Origin of the sequence: Streptomyces sp. (assembly GCF_019510245.1) — a bacterium.
In the GTDB taxonomy this organism is placed as follows: domain Bacteria; phylum Actinomycetota; class Actinomycetes; order Streptomycetales; family Streptomycetaceae; genus Streptomyces.
In genome coordinates, this window is record NZ_JAEKKT010000135.1 from 1 (window position 1) to 15,253 (window position 15,253).

The window sequence follows — 15,253 nt, forward strand, 5'->3', positions numbered from 1 at the left end:
TGGAGGGGTCGCGATGACCGTGCAGACGCAGAGGGCCGTGCTGGCGGGCGGATGTTTCTGGGGGATGCAGGACCTGATCCGCAAGCAGCCGGGCGTGACGGCGACCCGGGTCGGATACACCGGGGGGGACGTGGCGAATGCGACGTACCGCAACCACGGCACGCACGCCGAGGCCATCGAGATCCTCTTCGACCCCGAGAAGACCGACTACCGCGCGCTCCTGGAGTTCTTCTTCCAGATCCACGACCCGAGCACCAGGAACCGCCAGGGCAACGACATCGGCCTCAGCTACCGCTCGGCGATCTACTACGTCGACGACGAGCAGAAGCGGATCGCCGAGGACACGATCGCGGACGTGGACGCCTCCGGGCTGTGGCCGGGCAAGGTCGTCACCGAGGTGGAGCCGGTCGGCCCCTTCTGGGAGGCCGAGCCCGAGCACCAGGACTACCTGGAGCGCTACCCGAACGGCTACACCTGCCACTTCCCGCGCCCGGGCTGGAAGCTGCCCGTCCGCACAGAGGGCTGACGAGAAGACGGGACGGCGGCCCGGTACCCGCGGAAGCCATCGCACGAGGCTCCGCGCGGTGCCGGGCCGTGCCATGACGCGGATGGACGCCCCGGATGGCGGCGACGGACACCGTTCCTCAGGCTGAATCCGACCGGTCACCGGCCCGCACCGGGCCCAACGGGCTCGACCGCCCGCACCGGCCTGCAACGGGCCTCATCGGACTCGTCGGATCCAGGACAGCGCGGACTTTCCCGTCGAAGGAGCAAAGGCATGCCCCCCAGCAGCGCAAACGGTGCCTCCCGCCGTCGCAAGGACGCCGCCCCGCAGTTCACGGGCTCGGCGGAGCTCGCCGGAAGCCTGCAGGAGATCGTGGCCGATCTGGTCGAACTGCATCTGCAGGGCAAGCAGGCCCACTGGAACGTGGTCGGGCCCAACTTCCGTGACCTGCACCTGCAGCTGGACGAGATCGTCGACGACGCGCGGGAGGCGGCCGACACGATCGCCGAGCGGATGCGGGCCCTGGGCTCCTGCCCGGACGGGCGCTCCGACACCGTGGCGGCGACCACCACCCTCCCGCAGTTTCCCGCGGACGAGCAGAGCGTGGGCGCCGTGGTGGACCTCGTCACCGCACGGCTGCGCGCTGCCGTCGACACGCTGCGCCGCGTCCACGGCCAGGTCGACGGCGAGGACCCGGCCACCGCCGACCTGCTGCACGGGATCATCGAGTCCCTGGAGAAGCACGCGTGGATGGTCGGCGCGGAGAACCGTTCCGCGTGACCGGCGACCTGCCGCGGGCGACCGGAAGCACGGTGGCGTCACGCGTCCCGGCAGGCCCTGGCCCGGAACTGCGCCATGGAGACGGTGACCGCGGATTCGCCCCCGTCGTCCGAGACGTCGTCGTACAGGACCTTCCCCGGGGCCGGCCGGTCCCGGTCGGCCAGGGTGAAGGAGACGCTGCTCGACGACCAGGAGCTGTCCTTGGTCCAGCCGGAAGTGCGAGGGCCTCTCGGACGAACAACTGCGGCTGCGTCCCGTGCGGTCGCCGGCATTGACCCTGCTGGGGCTGATGCGCCATCTGCAGGGGGTCGAGCGGGCCTGGTTCCAGCGGACACTGGCCGGTACCACGCCTCGGTTCTTTCCCTGTCGCACCTACGCCACCGCCACGGCGGCGAGTGGTACGACGAGTCGGACGCCACGCCGGGCGGCGAGGTCCACGACGACTCCCGCGCGGCGTGCGAGGAGTCGCGGCAGGTGTTCGCGAAGGCGACCGCCGACCTCGCGCGCATCGTGCCGAACCCCGAATTCGGTGACACCGGTGTGCGGTTCGTCCTTGAGCACGTGACCGAGGAGTACGCCCGCCACGTCGGCCACGCGGATCTCCTCCGCGAGGCCATCGACGGCGCCACCGGCGAGTAGCCGACCACACCCGCACCGCGGACGTGACCGGCTGCCGGGCCGGCGCCCGGGTGGCCGCCTGGGCACTGGACCACTGCTTCCGGCCGCTCGCCAGGAACGGCACCCGGCCGCCCAGGAAGGACAGGCCCGCCGATCCGCAGTGCGGTGACGGCACCAGGGCGACGGCGAACCGGTAGCGGACCGGGGCCGCTCGTCAGGCGCTCAGCCGCTCCCGGTCGCCCATCACCACCACCGGGTGGAGGCGTGGATCAAGGGTGCGCAGCAGGGCCTTCATGCCGGACTCGGGAACGGTGACACAGGCGGACGTGCCGTCGCCGTGGTCCAGGTGCAGCCATATGCCGCCGCCCTTCTCCACTCCGTCGGGACGACTCCAGTCGAACGGGGGGACACCCGTGAGCCGGTTGTAGTTGATGGCGATGACGTAGTCGAAGTCGTGGACGTGGTCGTCGCCGTCCGCGATCATGGAGGCGAAGGCGTTGTCGTCGTACCAGTACTGCAGGCGGCTGCCCGGATCCTCGAGCGACCCTCCCGCGTCCGTCAGCGAGAACACCCCGACGGGACTGCGCTCGTCGTCCATGCGGTGGTCGGTCGTCCAGCCCAGTCTGCCGTTGTGCGCGGGCCAGCTGCCCGTGCGTTTCCAGGCAGTGCCCTTCTTCTCGTAGAGCACGACGGTGCTCTCGGCGGAGTCCGGGCCGGTGCCGTAGACGACCACGGCCTGGCGGGCGTCGGCCGGTACGCGCTTGCCCATGCGGCTGCCCACGCCCGGAAGGCGCGGGCCCGCTTGCGAACCCGGCGAGCCGGACGCCGCCGGGTTGTTGACACCCGGGGCGCCGACGTGAATGCTGCGCCCGTCGGTTCCGGAGCATGCCGCGGTGCCGGCCAGCAGCGCACCGCAGGCGAGAGCCACGGATATGGCGTGGCGCGCACCGCCGCGCCGCGCCGGAGGAGAACAGGGCCGTATCTCAGCAGATGTCCGCATGAGCAGGATCCTGTGCCGGGATGCCCCGGCATGCACCCCGAAGACGGCATCCGGCCTAGCGGCGGGGTTGCCCACTGCTGACAGGTCGGGGCAGCCCGGCGGAGAGCATGACCGGCACCCCCAGATCGGTTCGTTGAACCAGAAGGCCGTCGCGTGCTGTTGCTCCCGATGGGCTCGCTGGAAGGGAAGCGTCGAGCGGCCGACGTGATCGACTGTCGCGTCGATGATCGCACCGTGGTGATCGGGCAGGTCAGACATGGATCGAGAGGTCGACGCACGATCGGAGCACGATCGGGGACAGCTCCCGGGCGCCCCGGCAGGCCCGTCGGCAGCCGGTCCGCGGCCTGCCGCAGTCCGGGGCCGGACGGTCGGAACGATCAGCGCGCGGTGGTGGAGGCCGCGGTCATGCGGGTGGCAGAGGCTGCTCCGCCCAGACGGTCTTGCCGTCGTGGGCGTACCGCGTGCCCCACCGCTCGGTGAGCTGCGCGACCAGGAAGAGCCCGCGCCCGCCCTCGTCCGTGCTCAGGGCCCGCCGCAGGTGGGGCGACGTGTGGCTGGTGTCGGACACCTCGCAGATCAGGCAGTGCGTGCGGATGAGGCGCAGGGTGGCGGGGCCGGTCGCGTACCGGTAGGCGTTGGTGACGAGCTCGCTGGCCACCAGCTCGGTGGTGAAGGCCAGTTCGGACAGCCCCCACTCGGTCAGTTTCGCCGCGGTCAGCTCCCTGGCACGGGCGGCGGCGGTCGCTTCCAGGGGCAGCTGCCACGAGGCGACGTTCTCCGGTTGCAGCACCCGGGTGCGGGCGATGAGCAGCGCGATGTCGTCGTTGGGCCGGTGGTCCTTGGGCAGCAGCGCTTCGACCACGGTGTGGCAGGTCTGTTCCAGGGGTTCACTGACGTAGGTGAGACACGCGTGCAGGTTCTTCAGCGCGGCGTCGACGTCGCCGTTGCGGGCCTCCAGCAGACCGTTGGTGTACAGCGTGAGCAGGCTGCCCTCCGGGAGGTCGACCTCGTACGTCTCGAACGGCAGGCCCCCCAGGCCCAGTGGCGGCCCCGCGGGCAGCTCGAGCACGGTCACCTCGCCGTCCGGGCTGGACATCAACGGCGCCGGGTGGCCGGCGCGGGCCAGGGAGCAGCGCTGGGAGATCGGGTCGTAGACCGCGTAGAGGCAGGTGGCCCCGAGCACCTGCTCGATCGCCGTGTGGTTGTCTTCGGCGTTCGCCTCCAGCTCGGTGGCGAGCAGGCTGACCAGATCGTCCAGGCGCGCCACCACCTCGTCCGGTTCCAGGTCGAGGCTGGCCAGGGTGCGTGCGGAGGCCCGCAGACGGCCCATCGAGGCCGCGGCGTGGATGCCGTGGCCGACCACGTCTCCCACGACGAGGGCCACCCGGGCCCCCGACAGCGGGATCACGTCGAACCAGTCGCCCCCGATCCCCGGTTCACCGCTGGCGGGAAGGTACCGGCAGGCCACTTCCACGGCCGGCAGGTCGGACGCCACGCTGGGCAGCAGACTGCGCTGGAGGGTCAGAGCGGCGCTCTGCTGCTGGGTGAAGCGGCGCGCGTTGTCGATGCAGACGGCCGCCCGCGAGGTCAACTCCTGGGCCACCGCGGCGTCGTCGTCCTCGAAGGGCTCCGAATGGCGCGACCGCCACAGGCTCACCACCCCCAGGACGAGGCCGCGCGCGACCAGGGGCACCGCGATCAGCGAATGGACGCCGAGACCGGAGGCGATCTCGATCCGCCGCCGGTCCATGGCGTACCACTCGGGGCGGAGCGACAGCAGGCCTTCGAGGATCGGGCGACGCTCGGCCAGGCACCGCGCCTGCGCGGATTCCGGGAGCAGCGGGACCACTTCTCCCTCCTGGAACGGAACCCGGGGTTCCGGTGGCGCGAGGGCGGCGCGGAGCAGCGGACCTGCCGCGCCCGCAACGGGTTCGTCACCGAGCGTCACCGGCTTGAGGAGGTCCACCGAACAGTGGTCGGCCAGGCCGCGGACAGCCACCCTGGCCAGCTCCCGGGCGGTCTGCGTGACGTCCAGCGAGGTTCCGATCAGGCTGCTCGCCTCGTTCAGCAGGGCGAGCCTGCGTTGCGCCCGGTGGCGGTCGGTGATGTCCTGGATCGTCTCCGCCACGCCGAGAACCCGGCCCGAGGAGTCCTCCATCCGGAACGCCGAGACGGACACGATCCGTTCCCGGCCGGGATCGTGGCGTGCCCGGGCGGACTGCTCCGTGAAGATCAACGGCTCGCCGGTCTCCAGGACGTGCCGTACCCGCTCATCGGCCGGACCCGCGTCCTCGTCGACCATGAACTCGCGGGGGTGGCGGCCCACCGGTGCCTCGGCCGGAACGCCGCTCGCCTTCTCGATCGCACGGTTGACCCGGATCACCGTCCGGTCCGGGCCGTAGGTGACCAGGCCGATGGGGGAGCGCCGGTACAGGCCGTCCAGCAGCGCACGGTCCCGTTGCCAGGCGATGACCTCCGCGGCCGGCGCGCCGACCAGGAGCCACTCCCTGCCGCCCCCTTCCCGGGTGATCGCACGGGCCCGGAAACCCATCCGCACACGGTGTCCGTCGTGGTGCCGGACGGGCAGGACACCGAACCAGCCTCCCGCCTTCACGGCGTCCAGGACGACGGACCGCACGACGGGCAGGTCGACGGCGTCCACCAGGACGTCCTGCCACGCCCGGCCGAGTACCTTCCCGGCCGGATAGCCCAGCAACTCCTGCGCGCGTGCACTCCAGCCGACCACGGTGCCTCGATCGTCGAGCACGGCCGAGGCCCCACGCCCGAGGGCGAACGGGTCCTCGGGACTCTCGCTGAAATGCGTCGAGGGCATCCCCATGACCACCACCTTGCCTCCGTGCCTTCGATGGTCCTCCCCGTGCCCTCCGCCCGCGACTCTCTGCTCGACGCGCCGGAAACCGTAGGTGGCGGTGGGGGCCCGCGCGGCCTCACATCCGGGATCTCAGCACGTCGACCTCACAGCCCGGCGCGAACGGGTCGAAGCCGTGCTCGGCCAGCCAGCGGACTATCAGCAGGCTGCGCAACGACCACCACGCGTGGATCACGTCGAGGTCGACGTCGGCGCCGTAGCCGGCGAGGACGTCGCCGAGGTGCTCCTCGTGGCCGAGCGTGAAGGTGGCGAGGTCGTACAGGGCATCGCCCCGGCCCGCCTCGGACCAGTCGATGATGCCCGTGACCTCCTCGCCGTCGACGAAGACGTGCGCGATCTGCAGGTCGCCGTGCGTGAACACCGCAGGCCACGGCCGCAGAGCGGCCTCGGCGACCTGGCGGTTGCGGGTGACCAGGCCGGCGGGCAGGATGCCGTTGCGCACGAGCGACTCGCACTCGTCGTCGAGTTCCGCCGCCAGCGCGACGATGCTCCGGCCGGCCCGGCCGGGCCGGGCCGGCAGCGGCGCCTCGTGCAGTTCCCGGATGGCGGCACCCGCCGCGGCCCACGCCGCCGGCGAGCCGGTCGACGGCCCGCCCAGGCGCCCGAGCGTCGTCCCGGGCAGTGCGGCGAGCGCGAGCACGGGCGGCTTGCGCCACAGCACCTCCGGGGTCGGGACCGGCGCCAGAGCCATCGCCTCGACCTCGGCATCGACACGCGCCTGATCGGCGTCCACCTTCAGGAACACGTCGCCGACGCGCAGAGTCGCGCGCTCGGAATGGGCGACGACGACTCTGACCTCATCCATGGCCGACCAGTATCCCGGGGACGTCCACGGACGTCGCCGGGTTTTCCGCGTGCGATCACGCGGCTGTCCGTGCTCAGAGCCGGCTGTACTTGTCGATGTCCTCGGTGAACTCCTCGATCGTGTGCGGGGTGAGAGTCGGCCGGGTGTCAGCGATGGCGGCCATGTAGTCCTCGGTGGTGGCCGCTCGCCCCTGGCGATGCGTGACCTCGTACTCGAACGCCGCCTGTGCGCCCTTGCGGGCGGCGAACTCTATGTCGGCGGGGGTGAACAGCTCACTGGCCCCGACCAGCTGGCCGAGATCCACCGAGTCGCCCGCGGACCTGAGATAGCGGGCCCAGATCGCCGCGCGGGCGGTGGGGTCCGGCGGGCCGATGGGGATGACGTAGTCGAAGCGGCCCGGCCGCAGGAACGCCGCGTCGAGGGAGCGCACCGAGTTGGTGGCGCAGGCCAGCAGCCGCGCGTCGTGCTCACGGAAGACGGGGATGAGCTTGAGCAGTTCGTTGGTCACTCCGTGCCCGGGGTCGACCGCCTTCCCCGAGCGCACGCCGGCGATCTCCTCGACCTCGTCGATGAAGAGCAGCACGGAGTCCAGTTCCGCCAGGTCCGCGAAGGCCTCCCGCAGCGCCGCGGCCAGCCCCTCGCTCGTGTCGGCCGCGAGCCGGGAGGGGAAGAGCTCCACGAACGGCCAGCCGAGCCGCGAGGCCACTGCCTTGGCGAAACTGGTCTTCCCGGTGCCGGGCGGACCGAACAGGATGATCGACTTGGGTGGTACGACGCCGTAGCGGTCTGCCAGCGCCGGTTCGGTCAGCGGCAGCACCACCCGGCGTTCGACGATCTGCTTCTCCCGGTCCATGCCGGCCATGGCGTCCCAGAGCCCCTCGGGCAGCATGCGGCCGCCCAGCGCGGTCAGGACGTCGGCGTTGGCGGTGCCGGGCGGCTCCAGCTTCTCGAAGTAGGTCAGGTCGGCGCGGGACCGGTAGCCGGAGTTCTCCAGAGCCTTCGTCCCGGCGGCACCGGCCGGCAACAGGGCGCTGACGTGGCGCACGCCCAGTGCCCGCAGGCGCCGTTCCAGCTCGGTGAGGAGCGCGCTGCCGATCCCGCGTTCCCGCCAGCGTGCGGCGAGTGCCACCAGCAGGATCCATCCCCGCTTGTCGTGGGCCTGCGCCACGGCCATGCCCACCAGTTGGTCACCGACCACCGCGACCACCGCCGTCTGACCGGCCTTGGCCGCGGCCATCACCTCGGAGACCGGAAACACCCGGTGCTCGTCGGCCTGCCGGCTCTGGTCCCAGATCTGGATGGCCTGGTCGAGATCGTCGTCGTGATAGTCACGCAGATGCCAAGCGGGCATCGCCATCACCTCACCCGGCGCGGAACTCCCATTTTCCCCCATGGTGTGACGTGCGGCGAGCCTGATCGTCCGGACGACGGGCCGACGGGACCCGCGCGGGGTCGGGGAGCGCGCGGGCCGGGGAGCGTGTGGTCAGAACCAGTGCAGGCAGTGCGGTGGGCGGTCGGCGCGGAAGAGGGCGTCGGCGAGGGCGGCCGCGTCCGGGTGGTGGGCTTGGACGTGTCCGGCGCGTACGAGCGTGCTCGGGGCGGTGCCGCCGAGGTAGAGGGAGCCCAGGTCGCGCACGTCCAGGGAGAGGTCGGGCCGCCGGTCCGTGGGGACGCAGTCGGCCTTGCCGTCCCGGACGGTCAGCAGGTGGCGGCCGTGTTCGCCGAAGAACGGGTCGTTGACGTCGAGGACGAGCTCGCCGTCCGTGAACCAGCCGCGCGCGGTCAGGGCACGCGGGACGTCCAGCAGCCGTACCCAGAGCCAGTCGGTGTCGCCGCTCACCTCGCCGGCCCGGAAGTCGGCGAACTGCCAGCGCAGCGGGTGGCCGGGCGGGACGTGCTTGAACACGACCTGGGAGACCAGGTCGTGGCCGAGTACGAACCGGGCCAGGGCCGTGAAGACGGCGTCGTCGGCGGCGATGGTCTCATCGACCGTCAGCGTGCCGGACTCGATCGAGTAGCTGGCGTACCCGTCCGGGACGCCGTCGGCGCCCCGGTGGACGGCGAGGTAGCGCGGCGCCGGCGAGATCGGGGGCTGTCCCGCGCGCAACGCCCACCAGCGGTGCGGCCGGGACAGTGCGCCGGGCTGGGCGCGGCGGTACCGGTCGTACACCTCTTCCAGGATCTCGCCGCACTCGGCACGACGCAGTACCTCGACCGCCCCGTCGTCCGGCGCCCCGTCGTCCGGGCTGTTGTCCGGGCCGCCGGCCGAGCCTGGCGCCGGTGCGTCGGCCCCTGCGTGCGCCCGGGGTACGGCGAGGGCGGCACGGTGACGCGGCACCGTCAGCCGCCCCGTGTACGTCGCCGGTCCGTAGCCGAACCTGCCGTAGATCGGCGCCTCGGAGGCCAGCAGCACGGAAAGGAACTCCCCGCCGGCCCGCAGGTCGGCGAGCTGGTGCCGCATCATCGCGCTGAGCACGCCCCGGCGCCGGTGCGAGGGCAGGACGCCGACGGCGGTCACCCCGGCGGCCGGGACGAGGGTCCCACCGGGCAGGGTGAGCTCGAAGGCGTGCGTGGCCGCGGTGCCGACAGGCCGCCCGTCCGCCGCCACGGCGAGCAGACAGCGGTCCGTTTCCAGCGCCGACCACCAGAGCCCGCCGCCCTCGACCGGAGGTTCCGGGAAGAGCCCGAACGCGGAGTGCACCGTGTCGACGAAGACGTCGAGATCTTCGTCGGTCGTGGGACGGATCTCCATCGTTGCCGCTGCCTCCTCGGGATACCGGCACCACGACGCATGGTGTCCGGCCACAGTGCAGCGCCGACCCGTGGTCGGGGCAAGCGAATTACGGCCGGTGTCGCCGCCGATCGTGTCGAGCACGACGTCGACGCAAGATGCTCACCCAGACCCTCCGACGGCTCCAGGCACACGGACTCATCCGCCGCCACGCCTACGCCGAGGCGCCGCCCCGCGTCGAGTACGAACTCACCCCGCTCAGCGCGACGCTGATCGATCCGATCCACGTGCCGACCGAGTGGGCGAGGGCGAACGGCGACGCAGTACTCGATGCCCTCGACACCGATCCCGAGCCGGTCGCCCATCGCGACCGAGACCCCCGCGAGGGCACCGGCAGGGGCTCGGAGCAACTGTCAGGGCCTGCGGAACGGACCTGCACCGACCCAGCGGTGATAGGCGGCCATGTCGACGTTGCTGCCGCACACGATGGTGACCACGTGCCGGCCGACGAAGCGGTCGCGGTTCTCCAGGATCGCCGCGACGCCGAGCGCGGCTGACGGTTCGACGACGAGACCGGCGTGGTCGAGCAGCATTCGCATACCGGCGATGATCGAGGTCTCCCGGACCAGGACGGCGTCGTCAGCGACCAGGAGGAGGTCGTCCAGGACGGCCGGGATCGGATGCCGGCCGGCGACGCCGTCGGCGATGGTGTCGGTCGAGTCGGTGGTGACGACGCGCCGCCGGTGCCACGAGCGTGTCAGCGCCGGCGCGCCCAGCGGCTGGACACAGATCACCTCCACATCGGGTGCGAAGGCCTTCAGTACATGTCCTACGCCGGTTGCCAGCGCCCCGCCGCCCAGGGCGATCAGGACGGCGTCGACCGACGGCGCGGCGTCAACGAGTTCCAGGCCTATGGTTGCCGCGCCCTCGCAGGTCTCGATGTCCAGACTGTCCTCGACCAGCCGGATGCCGTCGCGGCGCGCGAGGGCCGCCGCCCGCTCGCGAGCCGTCTCGTGGTCGCCGTCCACCAGCTCCAGCCTGGCGCCCAGCGCGCGGATGCGATCGAGCTTGGCCACTGTCGCAAAGCGGGATGCGACCACGGTGACGTCGAGCCCCCGGCCGCGACCCGACCAGGCGAGGGCCTGGCCGAGGTTGCCCGCGCTGGCGCACACCACGGCCGGCGATCCTTGCTCGGCGAGCAGGGCTGCGACGACCTCGGTGCCCCGGGCCTTGAAGCTGCGGACCGGGTTCGCCGTCTCGAGCTTGATGCTCACCGTGCACCCGAGACCGGGTTCCAGCGCCTCGCAGCGGTAGAGCGGAGTATCGAGGAACATCGGGTCGATCACCCGGCGAGCCGCCCGGATCCGAGCAGTGTCGAGGCGCGTCTCCCGCATGGCACAGCAGCGTAGCGCCGCGGCTCGCCGCGAGTTGAGCCCAGTTCAGCACTCAGGCTTCAGCACTGCTACTGCGGCTACGGCCGGCTCGGCGTGTCCACAGCGACAGGTCACTGCTGGTCGCTATGGCAAGGGTCTGCCCCGAGGGCGAGAAGCCGACGGCACGCAGTTCGGAGTAGTTGGAGTGGAAGATGTGCCACCACCGCTCACCGTATGGACCGGAGTGGGGGAGTCCGCTGCCACGGGAGAGCAGGACACGCTCGTTGGGCCAGGCCGGGGCGACGACCTCCAGACGCCAGCCCCCCGCAGTCGTGGTGTGCAGTCCTCCCCCGTAGAGCCCGGCGATGCGCACTCTGCTTCCGGTAACCGGTCCCAGACCAGGACACGACAGATCGGCGTCTGAGTCAGGAGCGCTGTCCTCGGGAGCGGGGTCGCGGTCCCGGGCAGTCTTCTCCCCCGTGACGGCGTCGAAGAGGCCGTGACCGTCGTGCGAGACGACCATCACCAAATCGTCCCCGGTGTCCGGATGCGACGCGAAACCGATCCCGAGCAGTCCGCCGACAGGGGCGTAGGCGATGCGCTGCCAGGGCTCGGGCGCCGGCACCACGGGGGCCGCGAGGAGCCTTTTCCGCATTGCTTGCTGGTACGCGGAAAGTTCCGGCTCCCGGTCCGGCTGCTCGACCAGAGATTGCTTCTTCGTCCGCTTCCTCACGCAGCCATGATTCACGCTTCGGCGGCCCAGCCGCGCTCATAGACCTTTCGCCCAGCCGCCCACGCGGGGACCGTGCAACGTTGGCTCGATCCGCGCCCGGCCAGGGCGGGCCGAACAGTGGGCAGACGCATCCCGAACGCGGAGCAGGAAACGCGGGACGCGCGCGGCGAGCGGGATCCGCTCGTGACCCAACAGGGCGTCCGGCGTATGAGAGTCCTTCATGCGCCGGTGAACAACCCCAGCCCTCGCAGACGGCGCTGTCGGCGCCTCTCGTGCAGTGCCATGAGTCCGAGAGCGTGTCCTGTGCACGCGCCGGCGAGTGTTCCCTGCCCAGGGAACGGTCCGGCGGCGCGGAAACCGCGCACTGGTCTGCGTGTTTTCTCCGGCCCGGCCGAGTGGCAGGCGGTCGTCGATCACCGAGTCGACGGCGGCGACGGGCCGACATTCAGGGCGACTTTCGGTTGCCAGGCAACCTGAGCCGACTTCTTACCCTTTTCACAGATGGCACACAAGCACCTCCTCCCGTGCCTGCAAGACGTGCACGACTCGTCCCGACCAGACGCAGAAAGAGCACCCATGACCAGACACCACCCCAATGCCTTACGGCGTTCGGCGGTCATCGCCGCTGCCGCCCTCACCGTCGGCGCCGCCGGAACCCTCGCCGCGCCCGGCGCGGGAGCGGCGACACCGGCGGGCACGCCGAAGCTCGAACTGATCGCCGCCACCCCCGCGGTGACCGTCGACCGATGGGAGGGCGAGCCGGGGGTCTACCTGGACCTCGGCACTTACATCACGGTCGACGGGGGACCGTTCGAGCTTCGGGTGACGCGCAAGTCCTACAACGACCCCGTCGTCGCGTCGCAGGTGATCCACTCCGGCGGCCGGACGGTCACCAAGACCCTGCCGAAGGGCCTGGTGAACGACTTCTCGGGCCTGCCGGGCTTCCTCAAGGTCAGCATCAGCGACGCGTCGGGCGCGAAGAAGGTCGACACCACGCAGTCGTTCTGCCCGAACAACCGGGCGGGCCGGATCCGGCCGGATGCCCCGGCCACCTCGAAGTACCCCGACGGTTGCTCCGACAACCCGTTCGCGCTCGGTGGTGTGTGGGGTGTCGAGAAGGGCTGGGCGGCCGCCACATCCCAGGGCTTCCGTGGCGACGACGTGGTCGACCTGCCGGTCGGCGTCTACACCGCGAAGGTGTCGGTGGCGAAGAAGTATCGTGACCTGTTCGGAATACCGAACAAGACGCAGACCATCAAGGTGACGGTCCGCCAGCAGGACTCCGGCGGCGGCGAGGGCCTGGCCGGCGCCAAGCGCGGGCTGAAGAACGCGTCGAAGAGCCCGAAGCCGGCCGCCAGGCGTCCGGTCGGCAAGCCGGCCGTCGCCGCCGACATGCCCAAGCCCGACCTGCGCGCCCTCCCCGCGTACGGCATCGCGATCACCGACGGCGCCGAGGGCGGAGCGGGTGCCGTCGCCGGCAAGGACTACCTCGCATTCAGCGCCACCGTCTGGAACGGTGGCCCCTCGCCGCTGGTCGTGGACGGGTTCCGCAAGCCCGGCGCGGAGAAGATGGACGCGTACCAGTACTTCTACGACGCCAAGGGCAAGCAGGTCGGGTACACACCCACCGGCACCATGGAGTGGGACCCGCGGGAGGGCCACCAGCACTGGCACTTCAGCGACTTCGCCAGCTACCGGCTGCTCGGCGCGGACAAGAAGGAGATCGTCCGCAGCGGCAAGGAGGCGTTCTGTCTGGCCAACACCGACGCCATCGACTACACGGTGAAGAACGCCAACTGGCACCCGTACAACACCGACCTCGCCACCGCCTGCGGTGAGGAAACCGCCGTCTCGGTGCGCGAGGTGCTCGACGTCGGCAACGGCGACACCTACAGCCAGTACCGCCCCGGCCAGTCCTTCGACGTCACGGACCTGCCGAACGGCACCTACTACATCCAGGTCATCGCCAACCCCGACAAGCGGCTCAAGGAGCAGAGCACGGCCAACAACGTCACCTACCGCAAGGTCGTCCTCGGCGGCACGCCGGGCGCCCGCACGGTGACCGTGCCGAAGTACGGCCTCATCGACGCTCCCTGATCACCTGGCGGCGGGCGGGGGCAGACGCCTCCGCCCGCCGCCCTGCACCCTTGAGCGCGAGCGCCCGCAGGGCAGGGGCGACCTGTGTGCGCATCATGGAGGCGAACACCTCATGCTGTCCAACGAGGCGTCCCTGTGGGCCCCGCCGCATCCTGGTCGCCGACGTACCCGGGATCACGACTTCCGGATTCACCACGGACGGGGTCTGGAGGGGACGCTGCTCTGGGCCGAGGGGACTTACGAGCCGAACACCTGCAGTCTGCGGGGCACATACCCCCTCAAGTGGGAGACCTACTCCGAGCAGAGCGGAGCAGGCGGAGAGTTCCGCTACCTGGCGGTGTTCGTCGGTTCGTCGGCAGGCGGAGCCGACGACGCCACGGGTACGTAGCTGGTTCGAGGATGACTCTGCGAAGCACAACGAGTGGTCGCGGAAGCGTTTCGCGGTCCGTCGCGTTCCGCGTCACGGTCCTGTAGCAGCAGTCCGAGGAACCGGAAGAGGGCATGGACCGCCGTCTGGTTCTGTTCATCGTCCGATGACGCGGCTGCCGTAGGAGCCGTCCAGGCTGTACGCCGGGCCGTGTCCTGATCAGCTCCAGATGTTCCCCGGAGCTGAAGTCACCAGCGCGACGAGCGCTTGACACGGTCATCGGCAAGGGAATCGGTCATCCGCGGGAACCGGAGGTGGCCCCGTCGGGCAAGACGCGCCCTGGTTGGTCCCGAACGGGTCAATTGGCTTGACCCCCGTCCCGGCCACCCCGCAGTAGCCCGCCGGGTTCTTGTCGAGGTACTGCTGGTGCCGCTTGGGGAACCGGTGCTGCCACAGTGCGGACAGACGGATCAGGCTGTCATCCCCGTAGATGGGCAAGGAATGCGTCCTCAACGGGACAGGCGTGTTCCTGGGGCAGCAGTCGGTCGGACGAGTCCAGGTCACTTCGTCGCACAGCCGTGATCCATACCGCAGCGGTTTCGCCCGACACAGTTCCAGCAGCCGGGCAACGGCCCGGAGGGCTGGTGGTGCCGGGGCGCACTCACACCGAGCAGAGACATCACATGGCTTCCGTAGTTGCGCCACCCGCGGCGAGGCCGGTCGCGGTGGCCTGGAGCAGCCGGGTCAGGCGCGGCTCGAAGTCGGCAGCGAAGTGCCCCCAGCGCGGGTGCCGGGTGTACAGCTCGGCGAGGGTAGGGGTGGGGTGGGAGACCTGCCAGAGGTACGCGGTCTGCCCCAGCGCGACGGTGGTGAGGTCGCGGACCGCGTCTGCGGACATCGTGCCCGAGGCGGTCAGGGCGTCGATGATGGCGTCGTGCGCGGCGGAGGCGTTCGTCTTGTACCGGTAAGCGCGGTCGGTGCCTACGTCGCCCTCGAGACTGAGTGGCACATGGATGAGCAGGTCGCAGAAGAGCGGCTGTGCGGTGAGGGTGGCGGCCACCGCGGCGGCGGTGTCGGCCGGGGTGAGGTCTCGAACGCCGGCCAGGCGGGCGGTGAGCGTTTCCCGCCACTGCTCCCAGCCGCGTTCGGCTAGTTCGAGCAGCAATTCCTCCCTGCTGTCGAAGTAGCGGCGGATGGCGGAGGGGTGCAACCCGGCGGCCCGGGCGGCGGCGGCCAGCGTCAGGTGGCGAACCCCGCCCAGGTCGGCCGCCAGCGATCGTGCGGCGTTGAGCAGATCCTCCGCACGTGAACGTTTCGCTTCAGCGGAGCGTGCGCGGGATTGCATGCGACCGAG

The 15,253-nt window shown here is 71.0% G+C and carries 13 protein-coding genes and 2 pseudogenes; 7 read left to right on the forward strand and 8 right to left on the reverse strand.

The window, feature by feature from the left end; genetic code table 11:
* Window positions 1–13: 13 nt before the first annotated feature.
* From msrA to JF597_RS20115, 4 genes and pseudogenes are all read left to right on the forward strand, one after another.
* A complete protein-coding gene (msrA, locus tag JF597_RS20100) occupies window positions 14–526 on the forward strand; it encodes a peptide-methionine (S)-S-oxide reductase MsrA (RefSeq protein ID WP_293996689.1) in 513 nt (170 codons plus the stop codon).
* Window positions 527–778: 252 nt separating this feature from the next.
* The gene (locus JF597_RS20105; RefSeq protein ID WP_293996541.1) at window positions 779–1,285 is read left to right on the forward strand and encodes a DNA starvation/stationary phase protection protein; all 507 of its coding nucleotides are present in this window, start codon (window positions 779–781) and stop codon (window positions 1,283–1,285) included.
* 256 nt (window positions 1,286–1,541) lie between these two features.
* Window positions 1,542–1,595: pseudogene (locus JF597_RS20110) on the forward strand (DinB family protein); the annotation flags it as partial.
* A gap of 53 nt (window positions 1,596–1,648) precedes the next feature.
* Entirely contained in the window at window positions 1,649–1,924 is a 276-nt protein-coding gene (locus tag JF597_RS20115; RefSeq protein WP_293996691.1) for a DUF664 domain-containing protein, read from the forward strand.
* A gap of 193 nt (window positions 1,925–2,117) precedes the next feature.
* Here the strand turns inward: JF597_RS20115 and JF597_RS20120 are convergent, their stop codons facing one another.
* The 5 genes from JF597_RS20120 to JF597_RS20140 all read right to left on the reverse strand — a co-directional run bounded on the left by JF597_RS20120 (window position 2,118) and on the right by JF597_RS20140 (window position 9,350).
* The gene (locus JF597_RS20120; protein WP_293996543.1) at window positions 2,118–2,831 is read right to left on the reverse strand and encodes a hypothetical protein; all 714 of its coding nucleotides are present in this window, start codon (window positions 2,829–2,831) and stop codon (window positions 2,118–2,120) included.
* 475 nt (window positions 2,832–3,306) lie between these two features.
* Window positions 3,307–5,742: a SpoIIE family protein phosphatase gene (locus JF597_RS20125; protein WP_293996545.1), complete on the reverse strand. Its 2,436-nt coding sequence runs from the start codon at window positions 5,740–5,742 to the stop codon at window positions 3,307–3,309.
* A 109-nt stretch (window positions 5,743–5,851) separates the two neighbouring features.
* Window positions 5,852–6,598 carry a phosphotransferase gene (locus JF597_RS20130; RefSeq protein ID WP_293996547.1) on the reverse strand — a complete coding sequence of 249 codons (747 nt, stop codon included), beginning with the start codon at window positions 6,596–6,598 and terminating at the stop codon, window positions 5,852–5,854.
* A 73-nt stretch (window positions 6,599–6,671) separates the two neighbouring features.
* Window positions 6,672–7,955: a bifunctional GNAT family N-acetyltransferase/ATP-binding protein gene (locus JF597_RS20135; RefSeq protein WP_293996549.1), complete on the reverse strand. Its 1,284-nt coding sequence runs from the start codon at window positions 7,953–7,955 to the stop codon at window positions 6,672–6,674.
* A 126-nt stretch (window positions 7,956–8,081) separates the two neighbouring features.
* A complete protein-coding gene (locus JF597_RS20140) occupies window positions 8,082–9,350 on the reverse strand; it encodes a GNAT family N-acetyltransferase (RefSeq protein WP_293996551.1) in 1,269 nt (422 codons plus the stop codon).
* 131 nt (window positions 9,351–9,481) lie between these two features.
* Here JF597_RS20140 and JF597_RS20145 point away from each other — a divergent pair.
* Window positions 9,482–9,700: pseudogene (locus tag JF597_RS20145) on the forward strand (helix-turn-helix domain-containing protein); the annotation flags it as partial.
* A 42-nt stretch (window positions 9,701–9,742) separates the two neighbouring features.
* On the opposite strand, the gene JF597_RS20150 reads toward JF597_RS20145, so the two are convergent.
* Window positions 9,743–10,723 (reverse strand): pyridoxal-phosphate dependent enzyme, encoded by a 981-nt coding sequence (locus JF597_RS20150; RefSeq protein WP_293996553.1) that lies wholly within the window; start codon window positions 10,721–10,723, stop codon window positions 9,743–9,745.
* Between the two features lie 52 nt (window positions 10,724–10,775).
* Window positions 10,776–11,435: a hypothetical protein gene (locus JF597_RS20155; RefSeq protein WP_293996555.1), complete on the reverse strand. Its 660-nt coding sequence runs from the start codon at window positions 11,433–11,435 to the stop codon at window positions 10,776–10,778.
* Between the two features lie 576 nt (window positions 11,436–12,011).
* Between JF597_RS20155 and JF597_RS20160 the strand changes: the two genes are divergently transcribed.
* Together JF597_RS20160 and JF597_RS20165 are read left to right on the forward strand one after the other, a co-directional pair.
* Window positions 12,012–13,532 (forward strand): lysyl oxidase family protein, encoded by a 1,521-nt coding sequence (locus JF597_RS20160; RefSeq protein WP_293996557.1) that lies wholly within the window; start codon window positions 12,012–12,014, stop codon window positions 13,530–13,532.
* A 112-nt stretch (window positions 13,533–13,644) separates the two neighbouring features.
* Window positions 13,645–13,920 carry a hypothetical protein gene (locus JF597_RS20165; RefSeq protein WP_293996559.1) on the forward strand — a complete coding sequence of 92 codons (276 nt, stop codon included), beginning with the start codon at window positions 13,645–13,647 and terminating at the stop codon, window positions 13,918–13,920.
* A gap of 658 nt (window positions 13,921–14,578) precedes the next feature.
* Here the strand turns inward: JF597_RS20165 and JF597_RS20170 are convergent.
* The gene (locus JF597_RS20170; protein WP_293996561.1) at window positions 14,579–15,244 is read right to left on the reverse strand and encodes a TetR family transcriptional regulator; all 666 of its coding nucleotides are present in this window, start codon (window positions 15,242–15,244) and stop codon (window positions 14,579–14,581) included.
* Window positions 15,245–15,253: the final 9 nt, after the last annotated feature.

Coding starts and splice junctions, on each gene's coding strand:
- msrA (WP_293996689.1), top strand. CDS start 14: ATGACCGTGCAGACGCAGAGGGCCGTGCTGGCGGGCGGATGTTTCTGG.
- JF597_RS20105 (WP_293996541.1), top strand. CDS start 779: ATGCCCCCCAGCAGCGCAAACGGTGCCTCCCGCCGTCGCAAGGACGCC.
- JF597_RS20125 (WP_293996545.1), bottom strand. CDS start 5,742: ATGGGGATGCCCTCGACGCATTTCAGCGAGAGTCCCGAGGACCCGTTC.
- JF597_RS20130 (WP_293996547.1), bottom strand. CDS start 6,598: ATGGATGAGGTCAGAGTCGTCGTCGCCCATTCCGAGCGCGCGACTCTG.
- JF597_RS20135 (WP_293996549.1), bottom strand. CDS start 7,955: ATGGCGATGCCCGCTTGGCATCTGCGTGACTATCACGACGACGATCTC.
- JF597_RS20140 (WP_293996551.1), bottom strand. CDS start 9,350: ATGGAGATCCGTCCCACGACCGACGAAGATCTCGACGTCTTCGTCGAC.
- JF597_RS20150 (WP_293996553.1), bottom strand. CDS start 10,723: ATGCGGGAGACGCGCCTCGACACTGCTCGGATCCGGGCGGCTCGCCGG.
- JF597_RS20160 (WP_293996557.1), top strand. CDS start 12,012: ATGACCAGACACCACCCCAATGCCTTACGGCGTTCGGCGGTCATCGCC.
- JF597_RS20165 (WP_293996559.1), top strand. CDS start 13,645: ATGCTGTCCAACGAGGCGTCCCTGTGGGCCCCGCCGCATCCTGGTCGC.
- JF597_RS20170 (WP_293996561.1), bottom strand. CDS start 15,244: ATGCAATCCCGCGCACGCTCCGCTGAAGCGAAACGTTCACGTGCGGAG.